Here is a 20,043-nt window from a genome sequence, read left to right on the forward strand (position 1 = left end):
CTTGCCCGAGGCCGACTGGGCACAACCGCCGAGGGCCAGAATACCTGCAATCGGAATTCCGATTGTCAGCCGCGTTCTAGCGGGCGCGTACCAGTTCTCGTTCGGGAGCTTGGCCATCTTCAAATTCTGCATCCACAGTCGCCTCGTTCGCCTGTTCAACTCTTGACCCGTGACACGACTTTCCCATCATCCTGTGCATGACGACATGCGCACCAAGACAAAGTGCGAGCGGCGCAAAAAGGCCGACGTTGCCCCACAGACCCGCGATCGTGCCGCCTGCAATAAAGAATGCGGCGACTGGAAACAACATAACGGCACAACAGGCCATCATACCATACTGCATCAGTTTCGATGAACCGGTGGATTTTTGACTTTGATTGTCAGACATGTAGCTCTCCAGAATATGCTCGTGTTCTTCTGCGACATTCCAGTGAGGCAAGGTCAAGGGTACATTCGGATACAATTTGATCAGATGACAGCCTGCGGGTCGTTGACCAAGTTGGCCCGTCAGGTTGCCAGATCCAACGCATAGGACAGGAATGTGACGAGGGGGATCGGGGTCAGGCTGAACAGCAAGGCCATGCTCATTGTCCTGAACATGGTAGGCTTCGATGCCTCGCCAGAAGGTTCTGTCAGAACCACCAGAAGCGCGATGAAGGTGCCGGGCGCCAGGGCATAGAGATATACGCCCGAGATGTTCCCAAACATGAACGACCGCTCGAGCGTTGGTCCGACCACGCTCAAAGCTGTTGCACGGCTGCCGTTGAACGAGCCGAACAGATCGGCCGACATCACATAGACGGCAATGTGAACCCCAATGAATGCGACACTCCGCAGCGGGCCATCTAAAACCAGGTAAACAATCGGCCGATGCTGGTACTGCTTCAGCGCGACCGATGCGGAAACGAACCCCAAGTAATTCACGAGGAAAACGACCACAAACCCATTGGTAAAGACCTGCCGGAGGAAGCGCGAGAGCGCGGTCCCATTCGTCAGCAGCAGCGTCGCAAAACCAGGCGTTGCGAGGATGTAGACAAGCAGGAACGGCAATATGCTTGCCAAGCTCAGAACGGATACGTTCCAACAAAATCTGCCGAATGGTAAGGTCGGCGAAAAACTTTGTCGGAACGTATCGCGGGCAAACACGTCAGCCGTGGGTTGCGAAGACTTGCGTCGACCCGTCCATCAGTACAAGCAGCACGTCATAGGGATCACCCTGGGTGCCCATGCCGGGCGACCCCATCGGCATTCCCGGTGCTGTCAGTCCGCGCGCGACAGGTTTTTCGCTCAGCAACCGCCCGATGTCAGCCGCAGGCACGTGACCCTCGACGAAATATCCGCCCATGGACGTCGTGTGACATCCTGCCAGTTCCGGCGCGATGCCGTGTTTCTGCTTCAGCACCTGAAGCGTGTCGTAATCGACGTCTTCGACCGATGCCTTGAACCCGGCAGAGATCATCTCATCAACCCAGGCGCCACAGCAGCCGCAGGTCGGTGTCTTTGTCACCTGCAACGTGGGTGCGGCGGTTTGCGACAAAGCAGGCCCGGCCAAGGCCAGGCTGAGTCCCGTAAGGACGAATTCGCGTCTGTTCATTTCAAACTCCTTGATGTTCTTCCTTAAATAGTTGCTCGGTATCCCGAAGTCGACTGCCCGCGCTGTTACATTTGGCTACAAACACGGGATGGGCGTCCCTTGGTGAAAATGACTATGTTGGCGGCATGAGCGATCTGCCACGCATCCTTGTCGTCGATGACCATTCAGAGATTCGGAAATCCGTCACCAGTTATCTGGAACGCAACGGCATGCGTGCTTCAGCGGCGGAAAATGCAGTTGAGATGCACGCAAGGCTGGCGGAAGCGCATTTCGATCTGATTGTCCTCGATGTGATGATGCCGGGGGAAGACGGGCTGTCCGCGTGCAGGCGATTGCGCAAGGAAGGGCATATTCCGATCCTGATGCTGACCGCATTGGGTGACGACGAAGACCGCATCGCGGGTCTGGATGGCGGGGCAGACGATTATCTCGCCAAGCCGTTTAATCCCAAGGAACTGGTGGCGCGGATCAACGCGATATTGCGTCGGACGCAGCTGATCCCAAAACCGAATGGTTTTGCGGGGAAAACGTTGAAGTTTGCACACCTAAAGCTGGATTTCGATGGCCGCACACTGATTGACCAAGGCGGTTCGCGTACGCAACTTACATCCGGTGAACTCAAACTCCTGACCCTGTTCCTGCAAAGGCCAAGGACGGTCATTGGCCGCGACGAGCTGCTCAAATTGAGCACCGGCCGGGTCGCCGGTCCATTGGACCGAACCATCGACAATCAGGTGAGCCGGTTGCGCCGGAAGATGGAAGAGGACGTTTTGCGCCCGAAGATCATCGCGACTGTCCGGCATGGGGGGTATAGTCTTTCCTGCGATGTCGAGATTTGCGAATGAAGCTGCTTCCGCGGACGTTGCGTGCACAGATTGCCCTTCTGGTCCTCGGTGTCTTGATCCTCGCGCAAGCTCTGAGTCTTTGGTTTTTCGTTGATGAACGCTCGTTAGCCATTCAGGCCGCCATCGGTGCCGAAGCCGCCGGAAGGGCCGCAAATGTCGCACAGTTGATTGAAGGCGCACCCCCGGAATTGCATGCCCAGATCGTCCGCGCGGCAACGTCTCCGCTCGTACGGTTCGACCTTACAGACGAGCCGTCGGTTGCACACGGACAACACGATGACGGTGGAGCGGTCGAAGCGCGGATACGGGCACTGCTTCAGGAAAGCTACAGCCGGGATATCCGGGTTGAGGTTCATGAAATCGAGGGAGGTCTGCTGCCCCTTCCGAACCTGTCACCGGAAATGGCGCAAATGCACGCCGAAATGATGCAGGGCAGCCTTGCGGCCATCGAGATGGAGTTGTCCATTGCGCTGTCCGGTGGGAATTGGCTCAACATCGAGACGCGGTTCGAACGGCCGCCTCTGCAACGGTCGCAGGCATCCAACATATCCTTCGCGCTGACTGCAGGCCTGCTGCTGGTGGCAAGTTTCTGGTTTCTTCTTTCAAGATTGACCGGACCGCTCAACAATCTCGCGACTGCGTCGGAACGTCTCGGTCGAGGTGCTGCAGAGGGCGATTTGCCGGTTGTGGGGCCTAAGGAAGTTCAGGACCTGACCCTTGCATTCAACATCATGCAAGACCGGCTAACGCGATTTGTCAGTGACCGAACCCAGATGCTTGCGGCACTTGCGCATGATTTGCGCTCGCCGCTGACTGCTCTCAGGGTGCGGGCCGAGATGGTGGACGAGGAAGACACGCGCGCGTCCCTGGTGGCGTCAAGCGAAGAGATGCAGCGGATGATCGATGCAACACTCGATTTCGCCGAGGGTGTCGGCCAGCATGAAGAGGTCCAATCGGTTGATTTGCACGATCTGATCACCGGTATGGGGTCTGACAAGGTTCAGGCGGGCAGCCAGGGACCGCTGATCGTATCCGTGAAACCAAGTGCGATGGGACGGGCCTTGAGAAACCTCATTGAAAACGCGATCCGCTACGGGAACGAGGCCAGGGTGTCCTGGGAACGTGCCGGCGGTGAGGTGGTAATCGCTATCGACGATCGGGGCCCCGGCATTCCCGACGATCAGCTGGAGGCTGTCTTCGGGCCCTATGTCAGGCTTGAGGAGTCGCGATCCCTTGACACTGGCGGGCATGGTCTGGGGCTGTCAATTGCGCGCAGTATCATCCTTGAGCACGGCGGCTCCATTCGACTGAAAAACCGTACTGATGGGGGCCTGCGGGCTGAGGTCACGCTGCCGGTAAGGCCGGGTGCCGACCCACCCGGGTAAGAGGAAGGCTCGCCACATATGGCGCGGGTTGTTCGTCACCTCAAACCCGACTAGTTTAGTGAGGCAAGTATATGAAACGAAGATATTTCCTGACTTCTGTTGCAGCTCTTTCGGTGAGCGGAAAAACAGCATTCGCGCATAGTGACGCAGAGCACGACCGGCGCGTCGGGCCATCTGTGGTGCCCCCGGAGCAGTTGCCGCGCCAGGTTCCGTTCACCGAGGCAGACAAACCGGGAGAAATACATGTCGATCCGAACCAGTTCGCTTTATTTTGGACTTTGCCGAACAATCGGGCAATCAGGTATACCGTCGGAATTGGCCGCGAAGGTCTGTATGAATCCGGCGAGTTCTATGTCGCGCGCAAGCAAAAGTGGCCGCGGTGGACGCCCACACCCGCCATGATAGCCAGAGATCCTGACCGATATCTTCGTTTTGCGGGCGGTGTGCCCGGTGGGCTGAACAATCCACTCGGTGCCCGCGCCTTGTATCTTTACCAGCCAGGGCGTGGGGACACCTACCTGAGAATTCACGGCACAACGGATCCGAAGACGATTGGTCGACGTGTCTCAAACGGCTGTGCAAGGCTTACCAATAATCAGATCATCGAACTCTATGAGAAGGTCCCGCTCGACACGCGTGTTGTCCTGAAACCCATCGAGGTTTGAGGCAGCAGCGCGAAGACGTGTCCGTTGGCCGGGATACATATCGTTACATAATATCAGGCCCCGGACTGTTCATGAAATGCGACCAGGCGGGTAGTCTAGTGGATAGGCAGACAACAACATGAGGCCATATGATGACCCGCAAGCAAACACGTGTAACGCGTCGAGCATTCACGGCAGGTGCCGCATCGGCAGCTTTCGCGGCCCCGTCCATCCTGCGTGCGCAGGTGGATCAAACCAGTGTCCGAAGGAATATCTCATCGTTTCGTACACACGCTTGGCAAGACCACTTTGACGCTTTGGACAAGGGTATCATCATCGCAGACACCGTTACCCGCGTGATGCAACACTGGACGGCCGATGGCGAAATGCGCATTTATCCGACATCGGTTCCCTTGACTGACGAGCTGACAAAGCGCGGCTACACGACAGTCACGTTCAAGGACCCCGAACCTGACTGGACCCCTACACCCTCCATGCGCGAACGTGACCCGTCTTTGCCAGCCTATATGCCGCCCGGGCCGGATAACCCGTTGGGCGTCCGTGCCCTGCACCTGAGTTGGACGTACTACAGGATTCACGGCACCCATGATACGCGCAAGATCGGAAGACGCTCTTCAAGCGGGTGTATCGGTCTCTACAACGAGCAAATCATCGAGGTGTTCGAAAGGACACCGGTCGGCACGCAGGTACGATTAATCTGATGTCGAAGTCCGGCATCCTGATTGCGGCGTTTTTTGTCGTCGGTGGCGCGGTTGTGATCTGGCAGCAATTGCAGCCATCGTCTTTGATGCCCGGCCACACAATGACAACGCCTGATCTTTCGCAGACGGAAGAGGGCGCGCCGATTGCAGACGTGGTTGTGCCTGCTGAATTCTCAGCAAATGCCCAATTGGGAAAGCGTGTTTTCGATGGCGCTTGCGCCGCTTGTCACGGTGCGAATGCTGCCGGACAGAATGGCGTGGCACCGCCGCTTGTCCACAAGATCTATGAACCGAGCCATCACGGTGACGCCGCTTTTTTGCTTGCCGCGAAACAAGGTGTCAGAGCGCACCATTGGAAGTTTGGCAATATGCCGCCAGTTGAAGGCGTCACACCCGGCGATGTGAAGATGGTTGTTGCATATGTGCGGGAACTTCAGCGCGCCAACGGGATCAATTGACAGGAATGACCAACATGAACATGAAGATATGGATTACTGCCATTGCGATCGGGACGACCGGCGTTGCTGCCTTGGCGCATTCCGGAGCAACCGGCGTGGTGCTGGAGCGGATGCAGGGCATGTCCGCGATGGCCAAAACACTCAAGACGCTATCACCCATGATGCGGGGTCAGGTACCTTATGACGCCGATGTCGTCCGCAGGGAAGCTGGCGCGATGATCGGCCATGCCGGTGAGCAAATGACGCGACTGTTTCCTGAAGGCTCGGGTGGCGGAGTGTCCAAGGCGTTGCCGTCGGTCTGGGAAAACAGCGAAGAGTTCGCGGCCCTTGCGCAAGAGTTGAGAACAGCCGCCGAAGGATTGAAGTTGAGCGCAGGCAATGGGTTGGCCGCAGCACAGGGCAACGGTAGCGAATCAATGATGGGCGGCGCCACTGACGGGATGATGGGTGGCGGGTCCGCGCCTGCAATGGGAGGGGGCATGATGGGATCGGACCTTCCCATGACGACCGAGATGTTTGCGGACATGCCGACCGACCGTGCGTTCGCGATGGTCGCCCAGACCTGTTCGGCCTGCCACCAGAAGTTCCGCAAAGAGGACAAGTGATCAGATGCGGTGGTGGCGTTGGATCATCGGTGCGGGGGTCGTCGGCGGCATCGGCGTTGTCGCGGCAACGATAGCCTGGCCGATCGGTGCGCCAGTCTCGGACCTGACCCTGCAAGGCGATGCCCAGCGGGGGTCGTATCTGGCGCGCGCCAGTGGATGCATTGCGTGCCACACCAACTTTGAAGCTGGCGGGGCGCCATTGGCAGGAGGAGCGCCGCTCCGGACCGATTTCGGTACGTTCTATCCGCCAAATCTGACCACCGATGTCGAACACGGAATGGGGGGCTGGACCGTAGAAGACTTTGCAAGGGCCGTCCGGCAGGGTGTTTCCCCGGATGGTGATCCTTATTATCCGACCTTCACCTATCCGTTTTACGCGAACTTCACGGATCAAGACATTGCCGATCTGTGGGCCGCGTTCCAGACCGTGCCAGCCGTGAGCGTGTCGGCCCCGGCGCACGAGGTGCCATTCCCGTTCGATCAGCGGTGGGGAATGAAACTTTGGCGGGCGGCTTTTCTAACGAAGCCTGATACAAAACCAGTGGCGGACAAAAGCGATGCATGGAACAGGGGCAAGCTGTTGGTCAACGGGGCCGCGCATTGCTCTGCCTGCCACACGTCGCGAAACTTTGCAGGTGCGCGCATCGTGGCGGAACGGTTTTCCGGCAACGACGCCTTGCCCGGAGGCGGCAAAGCGCCTTCGATCCGGTCACGCGACCTTTTGTCAGAAGGCTGGACGGTGGACGATATGGCTTATGCTTTGCGATCTGGAATAACTCCTTCCGGCGACGTCTTTGGTGGTTCAATGGCCGAAGTCGTGCGCTATGGCACAGGCTTTCTGAGCGATGCGGACTTGAACGCGATGGCCACCTACCTGCTGGACAACAAATCATAATCTTGGGAACCCACGAATGATCACGCTCAATCGCCGCCAGTTTCTGGCAACATCTGCTGCGTTCAGTGGTCTGTCGGCCAGCACTGGATTTGCGGGCACGCCATTCGCGACCCTGACAGCCCAGCAAAGCGACGTGCAGCTGCTGCCCGGCGACTATGGCAAGACATCGCTTTGGTGCTTTGACGGCGGCTCACCCGGTCCGGAGATTCGCGTGGCGCAGGGGGGGCGTGTCCAGCGCAGGTTGGTCAACCGGTTTTCTCAGGGAACGTCGACGCATTGGCACGGCATCCGCATCAACAATGCAATGGATGGCGTTTCCGGCCTGACCCAGGACGCGGTCCAGCCGGAGGAAACATTCGACTATGATTTTACCGTCCCGGACGCCGGGACCTATTGGTACCATGCCCATAATAGGTCGTTCGAGCAGGTGGGCAGAGGGCTTTACGGTGCACTGATCGTGGAAGAGGCCGAGCCTCTCGACATTGATCGCGAGGAAGTCCTGATCCTGGATGACTGGCTTATTGATCCCGAAACCGCGCAAATCAAGGACGACTTCGGCGCGTCTCATGATCTTAGCCACGCAGGGCGCATCGGAAACCTGCTGACGACCAATGGAACCTTCAATCTGGGCCTGCGTGCCCGAAAGAACGAAAGACTGCGTTTGCGGCTGATCAATGCTGCCAATGCGCGCAATTTCCAGCTGGGCCTGGAAGGCCTGGACGGTTGGGTGGTCGCGCTGGACGGCATGCCCTTGACGGCACCCGTGAAGGTGACAGAGGCGATGATCCTCGCTCCGGCACAACGGATTGACCTGATCGTCGATGTGGTCGCGGATGTTGGTGAAGCGGCTCATATTCTTCAATTCGGCCGGGAAGAAGCCTTCAGCCAGGTTGCATTCGAGGTTGTTGAGGGGGGCACGACAAACCGTCGCGACGCGCCCTTGGCCTTGCCGCCGAACGACCACAGGATGGTCGACCTGAAAGAAGCCACGACGCTCAGCCTCAGCATGGAAGGCGGTGCCATGGGTCGCATGAGGTCCGCCTCCCTAGGAGGTGAGCTCAAGCCGATTGGCGAGATCGTCGAGGCCGGGTATTTCTGGTCGTTCAACGGCAGAGTGGATGGCATCAACGGTGATCCCCTTGCGCGGCTGGACCGCGGCCAGAATGTACGATTGAAGATGGTGAACGACACGGCGTTTCCGCACGCGATGCACCTGCATGGCATTCACTTCCACGAGGTCGCCGAAAACGGCACCCTTGGGCCACTGCGTGACACGACCCTTCTTGAACGGGGTCAGACGCGCGAGATTGCCTTTGTGGCGGACAACCCGGGCCAATGGCTGCTACATTGCCACATGCTGTCGCATGCGGCTTCGGGCATGATGACCAAGATCGTCGTTGGATGACCCCGCGATCCGTCTATCTTGCGTTGGGCGTAGTTACCGTTGCGGTGGCTACCATATTCCTGTGGACCCGGTCCGGCGGAACCGACCATACGGCGGAAAACCTCATCAACTCCTCAGCCGATGTGGCCGCGGGCGAAGTTCTCTATGCCGAAAATTGCGCCGCGTGCCATGGCGCAAATTTGGAAGGTGAAGAAAACTGGCGCAGTCCGCGTGATGACGGAAGCCTGCCCGCACCGCCGCATGATGCAAGCGGCCACACTTGGCACCACGCGGACAGCATGCTGTTCGCCTACACCAAGCTGGGGGGCGCCGAGGTTCTCGCGGCGCAAGGCGTTGACTTCAACAGCGGCATGCCCGGTTTCGGCGACCAACTGAGCGACGGGGAAATCTGGGACATCCTCGCATACATCAAGTCAACATGGCCGGAGCGTGAACGCGCCACGCAAGCCGAGCGCACGGCCCAGGATATTGCCTCACAAGGAGACGGATAATGAAAAGATTCTTGGCTACCACCGCACTGTTAATGCTTCCCATCGCTGCGACGGCAGACGGCATGGACGAAGACCGGATCAAGGAACTGGTGCTGGAAGCCATCCGCGAGAATCCGGGCATCGTGTTCGAGGCCGCGCAGTTGTTCGAACAGCAACAGCAGGCGTTGCAGGCGCAAGCCGCAGCGCAGGTTCTCGATACGGAAAAAGCCACGCTTGAAAATGATCCCAATGCGCCCGTTCTGGGCAATCCGGATGGCGATGTCACGGTTGTCGAATTCTTCGACTACAACTGCCCCTATTGCCGCCGGGTTAAACCTGAAATGGAGGCCCTGCTCGCTGCTGATCCCAACGTCAGGGTCGTTTACCGGGAATGGCCCATTCTGGGGGACGGGTCGGTTTTTGCCGCCCGCGCGGCGCTGGCGTCCCGAAACCAGGGCAAATATGAAGAGTTTCATTGGGCCATGATGCAACTGAAGGAACGCGCAGAGGAAGCATCGATTCTCCGCACTGCGGAAGACATCGGCCTCGATGTTGCACAGTTGCGTCGCGACATGAACGGACCGGAAATAGAAGAACACATACAGACTTCCATGCGGCTTGCGCAATCTCTGGGGTTCAGTGGCACACCTTCATTTGTGATCGGCGACAGTCTTGCGCCGGGCCTGATCCAGGCGGACCAGATGATCGAGCTTGTCGATCAGGCACGGGCCGCCGAATAAGGACAAGCTTACGCGGCTGAAGCGTCGTAGCCAGCGTCAACGATGGCTTGCCGCACAGCGGCCTGTTCCAATGTGCTTTGGACAGTGACAAGGCGAAGGTCCAGATCGGACGTGACAACGGCTGATGGATCCTTTGCCTTGATGCCGCTTTCGATAGCGGATGTACAGTGTCCACAGCTCATTTTCGGGACGGAAAAAGCCATGAAGGCCTCCATTTTTGGTACAACCTCAGACTTGGTTGTTCCATCGGGAGGAAGGTCAAGCAAATATCAGAAAAATAAATGAGATACTCTCTTGAGCTTCCAGCAACTGGAAGCCCTATATCAGGGTAAGTTCAACCGAGGAGGCTCTCATGACCGACCCCAATACGATACGTCTATCCGTTTCCGGCATGAACTGTGCGTCTTGTGTGGGCAGGGTTGAGAAGGCTTTGAACGAGGTTCCGGGCCTTTCGAACGTCAGTGTCAACCTTGTGAACGAAACGGCTCAATTTCAGATGGATGATCCGGCCACCACGGGCGTGGCGGTCACGGCCCTCTCGAACGCCGGATACCCTGCACGGACGGCGCGCGTAATATTGAACGTGGACGCCATGTCCTGCGCGTCCTGTGTCGGTCGGGTTGAACAGGCGCTTGTACGGACACCCGGCCTATTGAATGCGGCGGTCAATCTAGCAACCGAAACTGCTGTGGTAGAGTATCTTTCAGATGCCATCACCCCGGAAGAGATTGCCCGGATCAGTACGGAGGCGGGATACCCGGCCGAGATTGCGCAGAGCGATGCGCACGAGGACCGATCGGACCGCAAGGCAGAAGAAGCCGACGCGCTGGCGCGCCGTGTCATCCTTGCCGCGATCCTGACCGTGCCGGTGTTCGTTCTGGAAATGGGAAAACATACCATACCCGGCTTTGAGGGCCTGATTGAGAGCACAATCGGCATTCAAACGTCATGGCTGATCCAATTCGCGCTTGCCACGGTGGTTCTTTTCGGACCGGGTTGGGGGTTCTTTGCGAAGGGCATTCCGGCGTTGATCAAGCGTGCCCCGGATATGAACAGCCTTGTCGCACTGGGAACCGGGGCGGCGTGGACTTATTCCGTAGTCGCGACCTTCCTGCCTCAGGTGCTGCCTGACGGTGTGCGCGCCGTCTATTTCGAAGCAGCGGCGGTTATTGTCGTTCTGATCTTGTTGGGTCGCTGGCTTGAAGCGCGGGCCAAGGGCAAGACCGGTGCAGCCATTCAGGCCCTTCTTGGTCTGCAGGCAAAGACAGCCAGGGTCCTGCGTGACGGGCAGGCGACCGAGGTTGACATCAAGGAACTGCGGATCGGCGATCAGATCCTCGTGCGTCCCGGTGAAAGGCTGCCTGTCGATGGCGAGGTCACAGAAGGATCAAGCAACGTCGATGAAAGCATGATCACCGGTGAACCCCTCGCCGTGCCAAAGGCTGCTGGCGAACCGGTGACCGGCGGCACGGTGAACGGCACCGGGAGCCTGACCATAACGGCGACGCGAGTCGGGGCGGATACCACGCTGGCGCAGATTATCCGCATGGTCGAAGATGCTCAGGGGGCCAAGCTGCCGATCCAAGGCCTAGTGGATCGCGTGACCATGTGGTTCGTGCCTGCCGTTCTGGTTCTGGCGCTTGCGACTGTGGTTGTCTGGCTGCTGGTCGGTCCCGATCCGGCTCTGACCTTTGCGCTTGTGGCGGGTGTCTCCGTTCTGATCATTGCGTGCCCCTGCGCCATGGGGTTGGCCACGCCCACCTCGATCATGGTGGGGACAGGACGCGCGGCCGAGATGGGGGTGTTCTTCCGCAAGGGAGATGCGCTGCAACATCTGGATGAAGTTGGCGTTGTCGCATTGGACAAGACCGGGACGGTCACGCAAGGGCAACCCAGTTTGACAGACCTCATCACGGCCGACGGCTTTGACCGGGCAGAGACACTCGCCCTCATCACATCTGTCGAGGCGCAGTCTGAGCACCCGGTGGCAGAGGCCATTGTGCAGTCCGCAAAGAGCGAAGGCCTGTCCTGGCCCGATGCGACGGAATTCCGGTCCGTGACCGGCTACGGTGTCGAGGCGCTTGTCCAGGGCCGCAAGGTTCATGTCGGTGCGGATCGCTTCATGGTGCAGCAGAGCATTGACACCAGCCCGCTGGAAGACCGCGAAAGGGCCTTGGCCGAAAAGGGACGCACCGCGCTTTATGCTGCGGTGGACGGATCCCTGGCGGCCGTGATTGCCGTGGCAGACCCGGTCAAATCCTCCAGCGCCGAAGTGATCGCAGCTCTGCATGATCGAGGGATCAAGGTCGCGATGATCACCGGAGACAAGAAGGCCACGGCAGATGCCATCGCCCGCGAGGTCGGGATCGACCATGTCATTGCAGGGGTGTTGCCGGATGGAAAAGTCGCCGCCCTGGACGAATTGCGGCAAGGGAACAGCAAGATCGCCTTTGTCGGAGACGGCATCAACGACGCGCCAGCGCTGGCCCATGCCGATGTCGGCATCGCCATCGGAACCGGCACGGATGTCGCAATCGAAAGCGCCGACGTGGTGCTGATGTCGGGCGACCTGCGCGGCGTGGTGAATGCCATCGACGTGTCGCGCAAGACCATGCGCAACATACGGCAGAACCTTATCTGGGCCTTTGGCTATAACGTCGCGCTGATCCCTGTGGCGGCGGGCGCGCTTTACCCGGCCTTTGGATTGCTCCTGTCGCCGGTGTTTGCCGCCGGGGCCATGGCGCTGTCCTCCGTGTCGGTTCTGACCAACGCGCTGCAGCTGCGACGAATCAAGGCGACGATGTCGGAACAGGATCCGCCCCACGACGCGGAGACGAAATTCGCAACGCAGCCCGCAGAATAGGAGACAGGTGTGAACATCGGAGAAGTATCAGAACGCGCGGGTTTGCCAGCGAAGACAATCCGCTACTACGAAGACATCGGCCTTGTCCGGCCTTTGCGCAGCGACAACGGCTATCGCGCCTTTCGCGACAGCGACATCCACAAGCTCGCATTTCTCGGTCGCGCCAGGACGTTCGGGTTCTCGATCGAAGACTGCCGCACGCTGCTTGATCTCTATGAAGATGAGACGCGGGAAAGCGCACAAGTAAAAGCGGTCGCACAAGAACACCTGGCGGCCATTGACGAAAAGATTGCCCAGCTCAGGTCGATGCACGATACGCTGTCACACCTCGTTGACGCCTGCCATGGCGATCACCGCCCGGATTGTCCGATTCTGAAAGATCTGGCCAAAGAGCCGTAGCGCATGATGCTTGGGGCCGACATTCTTCGGATTTTCGCACCGTAGCGTTGGAGTTTGTTGGAGCCCTCCCCCGCTGGAATGTTGTTTCTTCAGCAATTCAAGCCAAGGTGGAGGGATCAAATGTCTGAAGATACGACCGGGAAATCTAGCGGCGGGTCCCACGCCCGTTCAAGTGAAGATGCAGCACATTCGGGGGGCCATTCAGGTTCATCCTATGGCCGGTTTCTGGCGATGGTTGGCACGTCGACAGCGATCATGTTCGGCCTGATGTACATCAACTCGTACTCCTTCGAACATGTCTACTGGAGCGAAACCCGATTTTACATGACGTTCATCATGGGCGCGACGATTGCGACCGTGATGCTCCTTTTCATGTTGAACATGTACAAGAACAAGGGCGTCAACGCCGCGATCTTTCTCGGGTCTGTCGTGATGTTTGCCGGCGCGCTCTGGCTCGTGAGAAGCCAGGAGACCATTCAGGACGAAAGCTGGATGAGCGCGATGATCCCGCACCACTCCATCGCGATCATGACAAGCGAACGGGCCGAGCTGACAGATCCACGGGTCAAGGCTCTGGCTTCGGAAATCGTGACGGCGCAAAAATCGCGAAATTTCCGAAATGCGTTTCCTCATAGATGACATTGAGGCAAATGGCGAAGCCGGTCCTGAATGGCCACTTGGTGAAGCGGACGGTCCGGCTGAAATGGAGGGGCTTCAAGAAGCGATTGCAACCCCGGTGATTGCCGGAATCCGTCCTGCACCGCTCAAAGCCGAAGAAATAACACGCGCACTGGGGTCCGACGGACAATGCCGTTTCATTCGCGCCGTGAACGCCGATCCCATTCTGGTCACGGACGGGGCGGGGAACGGCGTCGCCAAGATATCCGGATCGCTGGTCAACTTCACGTCGCAAGACACAGTGACGTCCGGTGGCGTCCTGTCTGCCGATGGTGGCCAATTCACGCTGGCGCCGGGTGACGCCGACGGTGAAGACGCCACCCTGCTGTTTGAATTGACGGGAGAGACGCCTCTGACTGTCGGATTTACCGGGTATTGGACCTGCAACGGTTAAAGGATTTAAAGGAACGCGTCATGACGAGAGAGGCAAAATCCACCCCGAAGACGGCGGTTTTGTACCGAATGGTGATGGAGGAGCATGTTTGTCCCTATGGGCTGAAAATCGAAGGACCTGCTTGAGCGGGAGGGGTATTCGATTGAGGACCGGCCTCTGAACACCCGCGAGGAAACGGATGCTTTCATGGAAGAACACAGTGTCGAAACGACTCCGCAGACCTTTATCGGCAATGAAAGAATTGGTGGCTATGACGCGCTGAGGGAATTTTTCGGCCAGGACGTAAAGGATGACGACGAGACGACTTATCAACCCGTCATTGCGATATTCGCGGTCGCATTCCTTATGGCGCTTGGTCTCAGTTGGGCGTTTTACGGTTCGATCCTGACGCTGCGGGCATTCGAGTGGTTCATCGCGATCTCGATGAGCTTTCTTGCTGTTCAAAAACTGCAGGACGTCGAGACGTTTTCCACGATGTTTCTGAACTACGATCTGCTTGCCCAGAAATGGGTGCGCTATGGCTATGTCTATCCCTTCGGCGAAGCACTTGCCGGTATTCTCATGGTCGCCGGTGCCTTGGTCTGGATCAGCGCGCCTGTTGCACTGTTCATCGGTACGGTCGGAGCGGCTTCAGTTTTCAAGGCCGTCTACATCGATAAGCGCGAGATCAAGTGCGCCTGCGTGGGCGGCGGTTCAAACGTGCCGCTGGGTTTCGTGTCCCTGACCGAAAACCTGATGATGATATTCATGGGCGTCTGGATGTCGGCGCGTGCGATGGGCCTCTTTTAGGCCTAACCATCCGTTTTCAAAGCGGTCACAGGGTCGCCAAGTGCGGCCCTGCTCAGCGCGTCGAGAACGGCTTCGGACGTCAGAACCTCGGACAGGATGATCCCGTCTGGCGCGTTTGGCCCGTAGACGATGTTGAACGGGATGCCAAACCTGTTGTGGCTTTCCAGATACCGGGAAATGTCAGTGCTGGGCCTAGTCCAGTCTGCCCGCATCGCAACGACATTATCACCCCGCAGTTGGTCGACCACGGGCGCACGGTCCAGCACCAGCGTCTTGTTGGCCTTGCACGTCAGGCACCAGTCTGCGGTCACGTCGACAAAGACGGTTTTTCCCTGCGACACCAGTTTCGGTATCTCGGAGCGATCGAACGCGACCCAGTCCTGGCCCACCGCTCTCGTCTGCGGCGGGATTGTCAGCGCCGTCGGCACCAGAAGGCTGAGAACAGCAACCACCACCAGCGCTGTCGGGCGCGTCAATCTGCCCGGCAAACGTATTGTTGCGAGAAGAATGAAAAGGCTCGTCATAAGCAGCACGGTCATGGCCACCCGGCCACCCGCCACCCCTATCAGTACCCAGAGCAGCCAGATCGCGGTCCCGGCCAGAAGACCGGCAAGCACCCATTTGACGACAACCATCCAACGTCCCGGCCTGGGCAACAACCGGACCAGACCAGGCTTCCCCGCCAGAACCAGATAGGGCAGGGAGAGCCCAAGCCCCAGAGCCGTGAAAACGAGAATGACATCAATCGGGCGCCCGGACAGGGCAAAGGCAACCGCTGTCCCCAAAAACGGGGCCGAGCAGGGCGTGGCCAGCACCGCCGCGAAGGCGCCTGTTGCAAAATCTCCGCCATACCCGTCGCGACCGCTTGATCTGGCCAGCCGTGACTGCAACCCGGAGGGCAATGAAACTTCGAACACCCCGAACAGATTGGCAGAGAACACGGCAAGCACCAGAAACATGACGGTCAGGAAAACAGGGCTTTGGAATTGCAGGCCCCACCCAACGGTGACGCCGACGGATTGCAGAACCAGAATGATTGCGGCGAGGGCCCACATGAACACCAGAACGCCAAGCGCCGACATCAGGAACCCATTCCGGACCTCGTGCGCTGGCTTGTTTCCATGATTGAGAACCGATGTCAGCTTGATGGACAGGACAGGCAGAACACAGGGCATGACATTCAGGATCAGACCGCCAAGAAAGGCAAAGGCCGCAATCGCCAGGATTTGCGTCAGATCCGGCAGGTTCGCCATAACCTCGAATGGTGCACCCGGGATGCGGTCTGACCAAGCGGGCTGCGCTGTCACCGCGCGTGATCCATCGGTCACAGTCAGTTGCAGGGGCGGCGGATCCTCCCCTTGCGCGAGAAGAGGCAGCTTGGCCCAAAGGGCTGTTCCCGCATCATCGGTTCGGATGTCCGGTTTGCCAAAGGTGAATTCCGGCCCCAGTTCCGGAAAGATATCCGGCTTCACAAAGGCATTCGCACTGCGCGCCGTCACATAAAGCGCATCATCCGCGATCACCGCCGTTTCGACAATGATGTCGCTCTCTTCGGGACCAAGCGGCACCCGCTGGGCATACTCCGAAATCAGGCCCGCCGCCTTCGCGTCAATCCCGGTGCCCGCCGGAATTGTCAGTGCGAGATCGAAATCATGCGGCACACAGACAGTCGAGCACGCCAGCAATGAAACACGCGCCTGCAATGTTGCGGACTGGCCCGCAGTTTCGAGAACTGCCTGAATGGGCAGGACGACACGGGTCTTGTAGCCAAAATTCTCGATGCCGAATGCCGTGAAGCGCTCAGGCGCGGGCCAGAGCATCTGTGCGCTCACCAGATTTTCCGATCCATCCCATGAAATTTCAGGCGGCAGACCCACCTCGCCGGGCGAACGCCAATAGGCTTTCCAGCCCTCGGCCAGCTCGACATCCAGGCCAAGGGAAAGGGTTCTGGAGGTTTCCGCGACCCCATTTTCAACGGAGATGAGCCGGGCCGTGATTGTTGAATTCTCGTAGGTATCGCTCGATGCAGCAAAGCCCATGGAGGCCCAAAGGCAAGCCATGAGAAGGAAGAATAGGCGCAACGTGGTTCGCATCATCTTTTGGCTCGCTTCCACCCTTGTCCCGAGATCGAAATCCGAAGCACCTCTATGGCTGCATCTCCCGGTTGGTCAACTTTACAAACGGATACAATGTCGTTTGTGAAGCCATCCCGCTGCGAGAATAACGCGACGAAGTCCGCGTTCGTAGCAGGAAGGCCAATAGAAGCTTTTTTCTTCATTAAACATTTCAATCGCAACCGCGGCCTCCAACCTTCCAGCGCTGGAAATTGAAACCAAATGCGGATGACTTAGTTGAACGCTTAGCAATTGAGAGAAGGAAGAAGATCATGATGGATGGTGGAATGATGGGCGGCGGTATGATGATTGGAATGGGACTTGTCTGGCTCCTTGTCATCGTGGTGCTGATTCTCGCAGTTATTGCGCTGGTGAAATACCTGCGTACGTAGCGGAAGGCCGGAGCGTCGCCATGGCAGATGAAAGCAAGCCGGTCGTTATAGTTACCGGGTCGAGCGGGTATCTCGGGGCCGCGGTGGTGCGACGGCTGCACGGGTCCTACCGCGTCGTCGGACTTGACCGGTATTCGCCGCCCCATCCGCCGCATCAGGCCGAGTGCGTCTGTTTCGACATCACCGATCAGGCAAGTGTCGATACCGCGCTTGATCGTGTGCGGCTGGCTTACGGCGACAGGATTTCCGCCTGCATTCACCTTGCGGGCTATTTCGATCTCAGCGGCGAGGATGATCCGGCCTATGATGCGGTTACCGTCGAAGGGTCGAAACGTCTTCTGAAGGGCCTTCAGGAATTCAAGCTGGAACAGTTCGTCTTCGCGTCCACCATGCTGGCGCATGCGCCGACCGAGCCTGGCGAGCCGATAGACGAAGATCATCCTTTCGATCCCAAATTGCCTTACCGGGCGTCGAAGGTGCGTACCGAAAGAATGCTGCGCGAAGAACGGGGTGACGAGAAACTCGTGCTGATGCGCCCCGCCGGTATCTACGATGACAACGGGCAGTCGACTTTTCTGACCCACCAGATCGCCCGCATTCACGAACGACGATTCAGCGGCAAGGTTTATCCTGGCGATCTGTCGCGCGGGCAGGCGTTCCTGCATCTCGACGATTTTCTAGACGCGGTGGAACGTATCGTTGATCGGCGCGTCAAGCTGCCGGACGTTTTTCCGGTGCTACTGGGGGAGAGCGATCCGATAACCTTCGGCGAGTTGCAGCGCCTGATCGGGCGCGAACTGCATGGAGAGGACTGGATCACCTGGAACGTGCCGTCCCAACTGGCCAAGCTCGGCGCCTGGGCGGAAAACAAGATATTTGGCGAGGACGCCTTCATTCGGTCCTGGATGGTCGATATTTCCAGCGATCAATATGAACTCGACCTTTCGGCGGCGAAGAAGCATCTGGATTGGACGCCTCGGCACAGCCTGCGCGAGGACATGCCGGGCATCCTTCAGCGCCTGAAGGACGATCCCTACGAATGGTACGAAGCGAACGGGCTGAACACCGCACGGGTCTCGGCGGCCAAGGTCGAAAACGCCGTGGCGGAAGAGGCTGCAGAGCATGCACCGACGGAGGCCGAGGCGAACGCGGATCGGCGCGAGCATGATCAACACATGCGGCAGATGCATTTTTCTATGCTCTGGGTGCATTGGCTGGTCATGGCGCTCGGCCTGTGGTTGGCCACCGCGCCATCGGTTTTCGGCACCTTCGATCAGACCGAATTCAGCGCGGCGGTCCAGCGCGTGACGGAGGATCGCGGGCTGTGGTCCGCCGCTACACGCAGTTGGCTGACCGCGTGGAACAATGTCTTCACCGGACTTGCCATCATGGTCTTTGCCGCCCTGTCGCTGCGCCATGGTAACGGCTGGGCGCAATGGGTGAATGCCGCGCTCGGCGTCTGGCTGCTGGCCGCGCCGCTGGTGTTCTGGACGCCGGACGCGGCCGTCTATGCCAACGACACGCTGATCGGCGCGCTGGTGGTCGCGCTGACAATCCTGATCCCGATGATGCCGGGCATGTCGCGCGAGGGGATGATGGACGATACCGATATCCCGCCCGGCTGGACCTACTGCCCCTCCACCTATGTCCAGCGCCTGCCGATCATCGCGCTCGGTGTCGTGGGCTTCATCCTGTCGCGCATCCTGTCGGCCTACCAGCTCGGCCATGTAGACGGCGTGTGGGAGCCGTTCTTTTCATCGCCGGTCGCGCTGAATGGCACCGAATACATCATCACCTCCGATGTCTCGAAAGCCTGGCCCATTGCCGACGGCGGCCTTGGCGCAATGAGTTATATGTTTGAGATCATGATGGGCGTGATGGGCAGCCGCCTGCGCTGGCGCACGATGCCCTGGATGGTCGCACTTTTCGGCATCGTTGTCGGGCCGCTTGGCGTGATCAGCATCTATTTCATCATCATTCAGCCGATTGCCATCGACACCTATTGCACGATCTGCCTGATGGCGGCGCTGGCCATGCTGATCATGATCCCGTTCTCGCTCGATGAAATCGTCGCGATGGTGCAGTTCATGGTCTGGAATACGCGCCGGGGCAGACCGTTCTGGCGCGCGTTCTTCAGGGGCGATGCGCTGCCCGGTGGCACAACGGGGGGCGAAATGAGCTTCGACGCGCGACCGATGCAGATCTTTCGACAAAGCGCACGCGGCGTCACCGTACCATGGACACTCGGGCTGAGTGCTGCGATCGGGGTCTTCCTGATGTTGTCGCGCGCGATCTTTGGCAATGAAGCGGCCATGGCGAACAGCGATCACCTGCTGGGCGCACTGGTCCTGACCACTGCGGTCATCGCCTGGGCCGAGGTCGCGCGCCCGTTGCGGTTCCTTAACATCCTCTTCGGCCTCTGGCTCATTGTCGCGCCTTGGTTCCTGGGCGGAGGCACGGTGGCAGGCAGCCTTGTCGGTATCCTCGCCGGGATCGCTCTCATCGCGCTCAGCCTGTCGCGTGGGAAGCGCAGCGAGGAACACTATGGGAGTTGGGACAGGTTCATTTTTGAAGGGGCGTCACAAAAAGATTGCCAAGCGTCCTTGACCTTCCAGTAGGTGGAAGGACTATCTGGTGTTTCAAGGAGAGGG

The 20,043-nt window shown here is 58.8% G+C and carries 20 protein-coding genes and 1 pseudogene; 16 read left to right on the forward strand and 5 right to left on the reverse strand.

Going from position 1 to position 20,043, the window contains the following annotated elements; genetic code table 11:
* Positions 1-76 precede the first annotated feature (76 nt).
* From TRIHO_RS07400 to TRIHO_RS07410, 3 genes are all read right to left on the reverse strand, one after another.
* Entirely contained in the window at positions 77-388 is a 312-nt protein-coding gene (locus TRIHO_RS07400) for a DUF2933 domain-containing protein (protein WP_037953520.1), read from the reverse strand.
* A gap of 119 nt (positions 389-507) precedes the next feature.
* Complete coding sequence (locus TRIHO_RS07405; RefSeq protein ID WP_068241717.1) at positions 508-1,050, reverse strand: hypothetical protein; 543 nt, start codon at positions 1,048-1,050, stop codon at positions 508-510.
* 97 nt (positions 1,051-1,147) lie between these two features.
* The gene (locus tag TRIHO_RS07410) at positions 1,148-1,594 is read right to left on the reverse strand and encodes a DUF411 domain-containing protein (RefSeq protein ID WP_068241719.1); all 447 of its coding nucleotides are present in this window, start codon (positions 1,592-1,594) and stop codon (positions 1,148-1,150) included.
* A gap of 125 nt (positions 1,595-1,719) precedes the next feature.
* Here TRIHO_RS07410 and TRIHO_RS07415 point away from each other — a divergent pair, with 125 nt between their 5' ends.
* The 10 genes from TRIHO_RS07415 (at position 1,720) to TRIHO_RS07460 (ending at position 9,763) form a co-directional block, all read left to right on the forward strand.
* Positions 1,720-2,439 (forward strand): response regulator, encoded by a 720-nt coding sequence (locus TRIHO_RS07415; protein ID WP_068241720.1) that lies wholly within the window; start codon positions 1,720-1,722, stop codon positions 2,437-2,439.
* Complete coding sequence (locus tag TRIHO_RS07420) at positions 2,436-3,824, forward strand: ATP-binding protein (RefSeq protein WP_068241723.1); 1,389 nt, start codon at positions 2,436-2,438, stop codon at positions 3,822-3,824. Before TRIHO_RS07415 ends, TRIHO_RS07420 begins: the two co-directional genes overlap by 4 nt.
* Positions 3,825-3,895: 71 nt before the next feature.
* Positions 3,896-4,489, forward strand: a complete 594-nt coding sequence (locus tag TRIHO_RS07425; protein ID WP_005619183.1) for a L,D-transpeptidase — start codon at positions 3,896-3,898, stop codon at positions 4,487-4,489.
* Between the two features lie 128 nt (positions 4,490-4,617).
* The gene (locus tag TRIHO_RS07430) at positions 4,618-5,190 is read left to right on the forward strand and encodes a L,D-transpeptidase (RefSeq protein WP_068241725.1); all 573 of its coding nucleotides are present in this window, start codon (positions 4,618-4,620) and stop codon (positions 5,188-5,190) included.
* A gap of 101 nt (positions 5,191-5,291) precedes the next feature.
* On the forward strand, positions 5,292-5,648 hold the full coding sequence (locus TRIHO_RS07435) for a c-type cytochrome (RefSeq protein WP_441351078.1): 357 nt from the start codon (positions 5,292-5,294) through the stop codon (positions 5,646-5,648).
* Positions 5,649-5,653: 5 nt separating this feature from the next.
* On the forward strand, positions 5,654-6,253 hold the full coding sequence (locus TRIHO_RS07440) for a c-type cytochrome (protein ID WP_106406159.1): 600 nt from the start codon (positions 5,654-5,656) through the stop codon (positions 6,251-6,253).
* 4 nt (positions 6,254-6,257) lie between these two features.
* Positions 6,258-7,148: a c-type cytochrome gene (locus tag TRIHO_RS07445; RefSeq protein ID WP_068241730.1), complete on the forward strand. Its 891-nt coding sequence runs from the start codon at positions 6,258-6,260 to the stop codon at positions 7,146-7,148.
* 16 nt (positions 7,149-7,164) lie between these two features.
* A complete protein-coding gene (locus TRIHO_RS07450; protein WP_005619171.1) occupies positions 7,165-8,553 on the forward strand; it encodes a multicopper oxidase family protein in 1,389 nt (462 codons plus the stop codon).
* On the forward strand, positions 8,550-9,044 hold the full coding sequence (locus TRIHO_RS07455) for a c-type cytochrome (protein ID WP_005619169.1): 495 nt from the start codon (positions 8,550-8,552) through the stop codon (positions 9,042-9,044). The genes TRIHO_RS07450 and TRIHO_RS07455 overlap by 4 nt, the downstream gene beginning before the upstream one ends.
* Complete coding sequence (locus TRIHO_RS07460) at positions 9,044-9,763, forward strand: DsbA family protein (RefSeq protein ID WP_005619167.1); 720 nt, start codon at positions 9,044-9,046, stop codon at positions 9,761-9,763. Before TRIHO_RS07455 ends, TRIHO_RS07460 begins: the two co-directional genes overlap by 1 nt.
* A gap of 8 nt (positions 9,764-9,771) precedes the next feature.
* Here TRIHO_RS07460 and TRIHO_RS07465 read toward each other — a convergent pair whose 3' ends face one another.
* Complete coding sequence (locus TRIHO_RS07465; RefSeq protein WP_068241763.1) at positions 9,772-9,966, reverse strand: heavy-metal-associated domain-containing protein; 195 nt, start codon at positions 9,964-9,966, stop codon at positions 9,772-9,774.
* Between the two features lie 149 nt (positions 9,967-10,115).
* Here TRIHO_RS07465 and TRIHO_RS07470 point away from each other — a divergent pair, with 149 nt between their 5' ends.
* The 5 genes and pseudogenes from TRIHO_RS07470 (at position 10,116) to TRIHO_RS07485 (ending at position 14,886) form a co-directional block, all read left to right on the forward strand.
* Positions 10,116-12,626, forward strand: a complete 2,511-nt coding sequence (locus TRIHO_RS07470) for a heavy metal translocating P-type ATPase (RefSeq protein WP_068241732.1) — start codon at positions 10,116-10,118, stop codon at positions 12,624-12,626.
* A gap of 9 nt (positions 12,627-12,635) precedes the next feature.
* Positions 12,636-13,025 carry a Cu(I)-responsive transcriptional regulator gene (cueR, locus tag TRIHO_RS07475; RefSeq protein WP_068241734.1) on the forward strand — a complete coding sequence of 130 codons (390 nt, stop codon included), beginning with the start codon at positions 12,636-12,638 and terminating at the stop codon, positions 13,023-13,025.
* 120 nt (positions 13,026-13,145) lie between these two features.
* Complete coding sequence (locus tag TRIHO_RS24150) at positions 13,146-13,664, forward strand: DUF305 domain-containing protein (protein ID WP_232367730.1); 519 nt, start codon at positions 13,146-13,148, stop codon at positions 13,662-13,664.
* Positions 13,645-14,097 (forward strand): hypothetical protein, encoded by a 453-nt coding sequence (locus TRIHO_RS24155; RefSeq protein ID WP_232367731.1) that lies wholly within the window; start codon positions 13,645-13,647, stop codon positions 14,095-14,097. The genes TRIHO_RS24150 and TRIHO_RS24155 overlap by 20 nt, the downstream gene beginning before the upstream one ends.
* Positions 14,098-14,165: 68 nt before the next feature.
* Positions 14,166-14,886: pseudogene (locus TRIHO_RS07485) on the forward strand (MauE/DoxX family redox-associated membrane protein).
* 2 nt (positions 14,887-14,888) lie between these two features.
* Here TRIHO_RS07485 and TRIHO_RS07490 read toward each other — a convergent pair.
* A complete protein-coding gene (locus TRIHO_RS07490; protein ID WP_082705060.1) occupies positions 14,889-16,979 on the reverse strand; it encodes a protein-disulfide reductase DsbD family protein in 2,091 nt (696 codons plus the stop codon).
* Positions 16,980-17,412: 433 nt separating this feature from the next.
* Between TRIHO_RS07490 and TRIHO_RS07505 the strand changes: the two genes are divergently transcribed.
* Positions 17,413-20,010 (forward strand): NAD-dependent epimerase/dehydratase family protein, encoded by a 2,598-nt coding sequence (locus TRIHO_RS07505; protein ID WP_068241740.1) that lies wholly within the window; start codon positions 17,413-17,415, stop codon positions 20,008-20,010.
* Positions 20,011-20,043 lie beyond the last annotated feature (33 nt).

Source organism: Tritonibacter horizontis (genome assembly GCF_001518015.1).
GTDB classification, from domain to species: domain Bacteria; phylum Pseudomonadota; class Alphaproteobacteria; order Rhodobacterales; family Rhodobacteraceae; genus Epibacterium; species Epibacterium horizontis.